The sequence below is a fragment of the Patescibacteria group bacterium genome, from assembly GCA_034660655.1.
GTDB lineage: Bacteria > Patescibacteriota > Patescibacteriia > JAACEG01 > JAACEG01 > JAACEG01.
Map to the genome: position 1 here is coordinate 1 of JAYEJU010000022.1, position 8,594 is coordinate 8,594.

At 32.2% G+C, this 8,594-nt stretch carries 7 protein-coding genes and 2 tRNA genes; 6 read left to right on the top strand and 3 right to left on the bottom strand.

The window, feature by feature from the left end; translation table 11 throughout:
* The 3 genes from U9O55_01555 to tsaD all read left to right on the top strand — a co-directional run.
* A partial coding sequence (locus U9O55_01555; protein MEA2088512.1) for a hypothetical protein occupies nt 1–2,545 on the top strand: 2,545 nt, incomplete at its 5' end.
* A gap of 13 nt (nt 2,546–2,558) precedes the next feature.
* On the top strand, nt 2,559–3,194 hold the full coding sequence (locus U9O55_01560) for a hypothetical protein (protein ID MEA2088513.1): 636 nt from the start codon (nt 2,559–2,561) through the stop codon (nt 3,192–3,194).
* Between the two features lie 362 nt (nt 3,195–3,556).
* Nucleotides 3,557–4,729 (top strand): tRNA (adenosine(37)-N6)-threonylcarbamoyltransferase complex transferase subunit TsaD, encoded by a 1,173-nt coding sequence (gene tsaD / locus U9O55_01565; protein ID MEA2088514.1) that lies wholly within the window; start codon nt 3,557–3,559, stop codon nt 4,727–4,729.
* On the opposite strand, the gene U9O55_01570 is transcribed toward tsaD, so the two are convergent.
* Nucleotides 4,724–5,425, bottom strand: coding sequence for a pseudouridine synthase (locus tag U9O55_01570; GenBank protein MEA2088515.1), 702 nt, complete (start codon nt 5,423–5,425; stop codon nt 4,724–4,726). The genes tsaD and U9O55_01570 overlap by 6 nt on opposite strands.
* A 65-nt stretch (nt 5,426–5,490) precedes the next feature.
* Between U9O55_01570 and murB the strand changes: the two genes are divergently transcribed.
* The 3 genes from murB to U9O55_01585 are packed head-to-tail and all read left to right on the top strand — an operon-like array spanning nt 5,491 to nt 8,173.
* Nucleotides 5,491–6,462 (top strand): UDP-N-acetylmuramate dehydrogenase, encoded by a 972-nt coding sequence (gene murB / locus U9O55_01575; protein ID MEA2088516.1) that lies wholly within the window; start codon nt 5,491–5,493, stop codon nt 6,460–6,462.
* 10 nt (nt 6,463–6,472) lie between these two features.
* The gene (locus U9O55_01580) at nt 6,473–6,883 is read left to right on the top strand and encodes a septum formation initiator family protein (protein MEA2088517.1); all 411 of its coding nucleotides are present in this window, start codon (nt 6,473–6,475) and stop codon (nt 6,881–6,883) included.
* 24 nt (nt 6,884–6,907) lie between these two features.
* A complete protein-coding gene (locus U9O55_01585; GenBank protein MEA2088518.1) occupies nt 6,908–8,173 on the top strand; it encodes a peptidylprolyl isomerase in 1,266 nt (421 codons plus the stop codon).
* 13 nt (nt 8,174–8,186) lie between these two features.
* Here the strand turns inward: U9O55_01585 and U9O55_01590 are convergent.
* Nucleotides 8,187–8,261: transfer RNA gene (locus tag U9O55_01590), tRNA-Thr, on the bottom strand.
* 12 nt (nt 8,262–8,273) lie between these two features.
* Nucleotides 8,274–8,344 (bottom strand) — tRNA-Gly (locus tag U9O55_01595).
* Nucleotides 8,345–8,594 lie beyond the last annotated feature (250 nt).

Consider the following 8,594-nt stretch of genomic DNA (forward strand, 5'->3'; position numbering starts at 1 on the left):
TAATGATTGCTCGTTTGCTCCGGGATTTCATCCTGATACTTGCTGGAATGAAGTGTCAAAAAGTTTTGCTTGCCCTGTGGGCTCTTTTGTTTATCTTTATGAAGCAGAAGGAATATGCAGTTTGCATTGCAACACAGATCCTGTAATCACATGCAATAAAAATTCAGACTGCCCTGATATTGCCACAGGAGAATATTGCATGAAGATCAACGCGGTTGCTGAAGTTTCTCTTAATTTAGAAACAATTGAAGATACTAATATTATTTATGATTTTGATAATTTAGACACAAGCATTGTTGACGATGTTTGTTCTGATTTTTTTGTCTACGCCCAACTTCCTTCCCCTGGCATTAATTGCTGCCCGCCTTTATCTTGCGTTAATATGGGAAATATTGGCTATAATTGTGGAATATACGCTGACAATTGCGGACAAGAAATTAACTGCGGGACTTGTGTTTTGCCTGAAAAATGCGTTGAAGGCATGTGTTGCGTTCCTAATTGCGCCGGCAAACAATGCGGTGATGATGGTTGTGGAGGAAATTGCGGAGTATGCGCGCCTGGAACTACTTGTGATTCTAATTTTATATGCGTTCAAAGTTGCGTGGATGTTTGCGATATAGGCGACCCAGACAGATGCGGCAATAATGATTGGACGCAATCTTGCGGAGAATGCGATTTTGACGCTTGCAATGAATGGTGCGATAGTCAAGATTGTTCTTTAACAAATGATGTTTGCGTTGACGGCGCTTGCGTTTGCGTTGAAAATTGTCCTGGCTTAGGATGTTATGACACAAATTTGCCTCCAGCAAATTCAGTAATGGCTTTGGGAAAATGCTGCAACGCAGGAGAAGCTTGTTATGCCTGCGATGAATATAATTATTATTTTTGGGATCCTGATGCTTTGCAATGTGTTTATGATTGTGAAGCTGATTGCCCTATTGGAATAAATTATCCAGGGTGCAGAGATAGAAACAGTGTAGTGAATGATGGATACGCGAATCCTGTTTTTACTTGTTGCGACCGTTCTTTATTTTGTTTTGTGTGCAATGATGGTTTTTTATGGTATGATAATGCGTGTTGCAAACTAGATTGCGTAGATAAAGAATGTGGAGATAACGGCTGTGGAGGAGTTTGCGGAATTTGTGTTTTGCCTGAGCTATGCATAAATGACGAATGTTGCGATCCTGCCACCCAAGAAGTTTGCAATGGAATTGACGATGATCACGACGGGCTTATTGATGAAGGCGATATTTGTATTTTTGACGATAATTTAGATTTTAATGGCGGAGACGGGATAAATCTTATTCCAAATCAAAATTTGCTTGAGGTAAGACCTGTTTCCACTCCATATATTTGGGTAGCCAGTTCAGGTAGCGACTCGGTTTACAGGATTGATACGGTTACAAACGCGGTAGCAGGACCTTTTGTAGTAGGAGACAATCCATCACGGACAGCAGTTGCTATTAATGGCGATGTTTGGGTGGCTAACAGGAATTCAGATAATGTCAGCCATCTGGATACAAACGGTAATTTAATTAAAACGTGTCCCGTCAGAGAAGGGCCTCGCGGAGTAGCGATTGATATTGATGGAAATATTTGGATTGCTAATCATTCCAATCCAGAAGGTATTGTTTTAAAGTTGGATCATGATACCTGCGATATTTTAGAAATTCGTAAAGTAGGCAGCGGCGGTTATGGAGCTGTTATTGATGGTTTAAGTAATATTTGGGTTAATAGCGGAGTTGGCGCATATAGGACTTTAAGTAAAATTAGAACTTATAATAACATTGTTAATAATTATTATAAAGGCACTCATCTTTATGGCATTGCTGTTGATAAAAATAATTATATTTGGGCGGCCAATTGGGTGGAAGGAACAGTAATTCAAGTCGATCAGTCTGGGGGTACGGTAAGAACAATTAATTTAGGCATGAATTGTAGAGCTATTGCTGTTGATAAAGACAATAATATTTGGGTAACCCATTCTTCTGATGACAGAGTAACTAAATTAGATAATAACGGCAATGTTCTTTTTAGCGTTTGCTCTGATTCTGCTTTGGACTGCAATGTTACTTTAGGCGCTTATCCAATAGGTATTACTGCTACAGCTGATAGTTATATATGGGTAATTAATTTTAGCACACATAGCGCTTGCAAATTAGATCCTTCTGACGGTCATGTTGTCGCTCGCGTTAATGTCGGCTTAGAACCATACACTTATTCAGATATGGCAGGCTATATGTTGCGCACAATAACTTGGGGAGGGAGCTGGACAGTAAATGTTGACAGCCATATTATTGATCCACATTGGAGAATGATCAGCTGGGATGAAATAGAGCCAGGCGATAGCAGCGCGCGTATAAGAGTGAGAAGCGCTGATATTGAATCGAATCTTAATTTATCTGAATGGTCTAATTATGATAATGATTCCCCAATTGATATATCTGATTTTGCCGGTCGTAGATGGCTGCAGATTCAAGTTGATATGAAATCTTCTAGTAATGATGAAAGCCCGACTGTTGATAATTTATTGATACATTTTTAATAAAATTTAATTTATGGCAAAAAAATTTTGTATAATATTAGGGGCTGTTTTAATAATAATTATTTTAGCAATAGTTTTAAAATTCGCTTTAATTAACAATATGCGTTATGTTATTAGTGATATCAAAAATAATAATATTAATTCTGATAAAATTGATTTAAATAATATTGATTCTGATAATGATGGTTTAGTTGACAGTGAAGAAATAAAATTAGGCACTGACATATTAAATCCCGACACTGACGGAGACGGCTATTTAGACGGTGAGGAAGTAAAAAAAATTAATGCTCCTTTAGCCAAAGGAATAATCAAAAATTATGATCCTTTGATAAAAGATTCTGATTTAGACGGAATATCTGATGAAGATGAAATTAAACTCGGCATTGATCCTTATTGTGTTGACACTGATGGCGATGGTTTAGTTGACAGTGAAGAAATAAAATTAGGCACTGATCCGTTAAATATAGATACTGATGGCGACGGTATAATTGACGGGGCTGACGGAGGCAAGTTTTTTAAAACAGATCCTTTGAATCCCGACACTGACGGAGACGGCTATTTAGACGGCGAGGAAATAAGAATGGGGTATGATCCAACTAAAAAAAATTCTCATATGCCAGCTGGACCGCCGCCTGGTTCAGCAAATTGAATACTAAAAAAAATTAAAATCAATTTATAAATAAAAAATCATTAATAATTTTATAAATAATTTTATGGCTAAAAAAATATTAGGCTTAAAAAATTTAAAAATAAAAACAATTTATTTTCAAATTTAAAAGGTTTTACTCCTATCTGGATTATTTTAATAATATTTTTTTTAATTATTATTGGATTTTTAATTATTTAATGATTTAATTTTTTAAACAAAAAGGTTGTTTGAAAATTGAATCATTGAAAATTTATTGAAAATTGAAAATTAAAAATTGAAAATTTTTTGGTCAGTGTTTGAATTGGATATTAAACAATTACAAATGAAATATCCTTTTTTTATTTGGAAACCAGCTATTTATTATGTTAATTTTTTCCATTGAAACAAGCTGTGATGAAACAGCAATAGCTATTGTAAAAGCAAAAAAAAACAAAAATTATAATTTTCGTGTTTTAGCCAATGTTGTATTATCGCAAATTAAAGATCACGCGAAATTCGGCGGAGTGGTGCCTAATTTATCGGCAAGATTACATTTAGAAAATATAATTCCTTGCGTTGACAATGCTTTTAAAAAAGCAAAAATTTTGCCAAAACAAATTGATTTAATAACTGTTACGCGAGGACCTGGCTTAATTCCAGCTTTATTAATTGGAACGCAAACAGCAAAAATTTTTTCTTATTTATGGCAAAAGCCATTGGTTGGGATTCATCATATTGAAGGGCACATTTATGCTAATTTTATTAAAAATAAAATTAGCGCAATTTTCAACCTGCCTGTCGGTAGGCAGATTTCCAATTCCCAATTCCCGATTCTATGCCTTGTTGTTTCTGGCGGGCATACTCAATTAGTTTTAATGAAAAAACATTTGAATTATAAAATAATAGGCGAGACATTGGATGACGCTGTTGGAGAAGCATTTGACAAAACAGCGAGAATTTTAGGTCTTGGCTACCCTGGAGGACCAGCTATTTCGCAGTTTGCTGCGAAATGGAAATCTGAAATTCCAAATTCTCAGCCAAAGGCTGGACTCCTCCAAAGGCGGATGAATATCGGGCTTAAGCATCTAGCTGGCAAATTCCAAATCAAGTTTCCGCGTCCAATGATAAATTCCAAAGATTTTAATTTTTCTTTTTCAGGCCTTAAAACAGCTGTTTTATACACAGTCCAAAAAAATAAAAAATTACTTAAGAATGAAAAATTCATACAATCAATATCATATGAATTTCAGCAATCAGCCATTGATGTTTTAATCTCTAAAACAATTAAAGCCGCGCGAAAATATAATCCTAAAATAATTATGCTGGCTGGAGGCGTTAGCGCGAATAAGGAATTACGAAAACAGCTTAATGAAACTGTTAAAAAAAGCTTGCATGGTGTTAAATATATAATGCCAGACATTAAATATTCAACAGATAACTCCGTTATGATCGCTGTTGCCGGATATTATCGCTGGCAAAATATGAGTAAATTACAAAGAAAAAAGGCTTTTGATAATTGGAAAAGACTTAAAGCCAGCGCGAATTTAAAATTATAAAAGATCTTCTATTTCTTTTTTAGTAAGATGCCGTGTTTTTCCCAAAGCAAGATCGCCCAAAGAAAGTCCTGAAATCTTTATTCTTTTTAATGAGATTGTTTTTAGCCCAACAGCTTCCATCATATAGCGAATTTGGCGTTTTTTGCCCTCTGTTATTGTTATTAATATTTTGTTATCCGTGATTTTTTCTGCTTTTTTTGTTTTGGCTAAGTATTCATCATTTTCATTTTTGATTAAAACCCCTGAAAGTAGTCTGCTTATCTGCTCTTTTTTTATTTTTTGATCAACCGTGATTTCATATTTTTTTTCGTGCTTATATCGCGGATGGGACAATTTTAGCGCCAAATTTCCATCATTTGTCAAAATTAACAGGCCTGAACTTTCTTTATCTAATCTGCCGATAGTAAATAGTCTTTCTTTAATATTGATTAAAGAAAAAATATTTTTTTCATTTTTGAATGTTTTAGCCGTACAGGTATATCCAGTTGGTTTGTTCAAGACAATATAAATTTTATTTTTTTCAGGTTTAATAATTTTATTGCTGAATTTAACAACATCGCCTTCATTCACTCTGTCAGTAACTTTAGCGATTTTTTCATTTATTTTAATTTTTTGATTAATTATTAATTGTTCTGCTTTTCTGCGGGAACAGATTCCGCAGGAAGCAATATATTTTTGCAGATTAATCTTTCGCATATTGTAAATGGTTAAAAATAATGTTAAGATTAATTATATTATATTATGTAAAGTATTGAATAGCAATGCCTTTTTCCATATTTAAAAAATTAAAAAAAGAACTTGCGGGGAATTTAAAAGAAAATGAGGTTTTAGCTGGTTACACTACTTTTAAAATTGGAGGTCCGGCGCGTTATTTTTATATTGCCAAAGAATATAGCGATTTTATTAAAGCAATTAAATTAGCAAGCAGATTAGGTATTCCTTATTTTATTTTAGGTAACGGCAGTAATATTCTTGTTTCTGATCAAGGTTTTGAAGGACTTGTCATTAAAAAGAAAAATGGAATATCTCCTTGCGATTTTAAAATTTTAAAAAATAAAATAATTGCTGGAGCTGGCGTTAAATTAAACATGTTAACTGAAGCGTCAGTTAACGCTTGTTTAACAGGGATGGAATGGACAGCTGGAATTCCAGGCACTATTGGTGGAGCTGTTAGAGGAAACGCAGGGGCATTCGACGGGCAGATGGCTGATATTGTTGAAAAAGTTATTATATTATATAATAATGAAAAAAAAATTTTGCGAAAAGATAAGTTGGATTTTTCCTATCGCAACAGCGTGTTCAAAAAAAATAAGAAATATGTTATTTTGTCTGTTGAATTAAAATTAGAAAAAGGCGATAAAAAAGCTATAAAAGAAAAGATTAAATACATTTTAGAAAAAAGGCATAAAATTTCCACTCCGCAATATCCGACTGCTGGATGTGTTTTTAAAAATCCGATTATTAAAAACAAAAAAATTATAAAGGAATTTGAAAAAGATACGGGCAAAAAAAGTTTTGGCAAAATTCCAGCGGGATACTTAATAGACAGATTGGATTTGAAAGGCAAAAAAATAGGAAACGCTGTTGTTGGCGATAAAAACGCGAATTTTATTTTAAATGTGGGAAACGCTACGGCAAAAGATGTTATCATTCTTATTAGTTTAATAAAACAAAAGGTTCGCAATCGTTATAATGTTCAATTGGAAGAAGAAATTGAATTAGTCGGGTTTTAATTAATATTTTATGGTAAAAAAGAAAAATATTTTAAGCAGATTATTTTTTTCAAAACTGTTTTTTATCTTATCAACCATTCTAATTTTATTTTTGGTCTGGATTTTTTTAAAAGGATATAATGAAAACAGGGCGACTAACCAAAATTTAGAATCATTAAAAAAAGAAATAGAGGATTTGGAAAAAGATAATCAAGAATTTAGCAGATTAATAGAATATTTTAACAGCAGTTCTTTCGTGGAAAAAGAAGCTCGCGAAAAATTAGGGTTAAAAAAAGAGGACGAAAAAGTAATAGCTGTTACTGAAAATAATAATTATAACAACGAACAAGATAGCGAAATTTTAGAAAAAAATATTGGAAGTAAAGAAAATATTTTTTTGCCTAAATTGTGGATAGATTATTTTTTAAAGATAGAAAAATAAAATAAATTTTATAAAATAATTTATATGAAACAAGATGATTTAATTGAAAATAAAGATAGAATAGAAGACAATTTCCCAAAATCAGAAGACGCGCCTGTTAGTGGCGCTGGCAGTTTTGATTTTATTACAAATAATAACGAGGAAAAAGACTCTGAGGAAGATTTGCACAGATTAAAAAAGTTTGTTTTGGAAGAAATAGGAGGCAGCGCTTTGAAAAAAAACAGCAAAAAGCCAAAAAATAAGCCAAAACTTTTTTTCTGGCGTAAAAAAAATAACAAAAGCCAAGAAAAAAAATCAAGCAATAGCAAGCAGGTTAGCAATAGAAAAATAGAGCAAGACAATCATAAAATAATTATTCCAAAAATAAAAAATAAAAATGTTGAATCGCCTAAAACAGGAAAAAGACGAACAATAAAAAATAAGTTGCTAAAACTTGTTTTTGGAATTTTAATATTTGTTATTTTATTGCTGGGTGTTTTTGGGCTTGGAATCTGTCGTTATAATTGGGATAACTTTTTTTCTAATTTTTTATTAAAATTTATTCCATATCCAGCGGTTGTTGTTGGAAATGATTTTATTTTATTCAAGGATTATAAAAAAGATATAGATACTGTTCTGAATAATTTTGAAAAAAATAAAGTTGATAATTTTGATAAGGAAAAAATTATTAATGATCTTTTAGACAGGTTGATTACGAACAAAATCATAGAAAATATGGCGGAGAAGCAAGGGATTTTAATAACAGATGAAGAATTAGAAAATAATTTAGCGGGATATATTAATGACGCTGGATCCAAAAAAGAATTTGAAAAAATTATTAATAATTTGTATTTATGGGATATTAATGATTTTAAAGACAGATTGATTAAGCCTGTTTTGCTGGCTGACAAAGTTAACAATTATATTATTTGGTCTGATGAGTTTAATAAAGAAAAAAAACAGTTAGCTGATGAAATTTTATTATCCTTGAAAGATGATAATTCGCAAAAAAAATTTATTGAAACAGCCAAATTTCGTAGCGAAGATTTATTAACAGCAGATAAAGGAGGATATTTAGGATCGTTTAGCAGAGGAGTAATGGTTAAAGAATTTGATGAAGTTGCTTTTGGTTTATCAGTCGGAGAGATAAGCGATATAGTCAAAACTAAATATGGTTTTCATATTATCAGAGTTGATGAGATTAACAATGAAACAATAAAGGCGCGCCATATTTTAATAAAAGCGCGCAATCTTGAATCAGTCATTAGAAAAGAGAAAGAAAGAACAAGGATTTGGAAACTCGTTCGTTAATGTTTGCGTGTTTTGGAGCCGACCGTGGGATTTGAACCCACAACCTACGGTTTACGATACCGTTGCTCTACCGTTGAGCTAGATCGGCTATAATTATTTGAGCGGGTAACGGGAATTGAACCCGTGACTCAACCTTGGGAAGGTCGCGTTTTGCCACTAAACCATACCCGCGTTAACAAAATTTTCAATTTACAATCAATGACTTAATTTTCAATTTTTAAACTATTTTTTATTTATTATTTGAAAATTTAATGATTGACTAAGTTCAAAACTCAAAACGCAAAATGTCTGCTGGCAGACATTGATTCAGTGTCTGAACAAAGATTGCAGATTTTGAAATAAATCCAAAATGATAAAAAAGAATAAAATTTAATATAAATTAATATAATATTATTATAGTTTTTAAAATATAAAAATTCAA

What these genes read in the sequence shown, in the direction of transcription:
- tsaD (MEA2088514.1), top strand. Translation starts at nt 3,557, where the DNA reads ATGTTAATTTTTTCCATTGAAACAAGCTGTGATGAAACAGCAATAGCT.
- murB (MEA2088516.1), top strand. Translation starts at nt 5,491, where the DNA reads ATGCCTTTTTCCATATTTAAAAAATTAAAAAAAGAACTTGCGGGGAAT.
- U9O55_01585 (MEA2088518.1), top strand. Translation starts at nt 6,908, where the DNA reads ATGAAACAAGATGATTTAATTGAAAATAAAGATAGAATAGAAGACAAT.
- U9O55_01570 (MEA2088515.1), bottom strand. Translation starts at nt 5,425, where the DNA reads ATGCGAAAGATTAATCTGCAAAAATATATTGCTTCCTGCGGAATCTGT.
- U9O55_01580 (MEA2088517.1), top strand. Translation starts at nt 6,473, where the DNA reads ATGGTAAAAAAGAAAAATATTTTAAGCAGATTATTTTTTTCAAAACTG.
- U9O55_01560 (MEA2088513.1), top strand. Translation starts at nt 2,559, where the DNA reads ATGGCAAAAAAATTTTGTATAATATTAGGGGCTGTTTTAATAATAATT.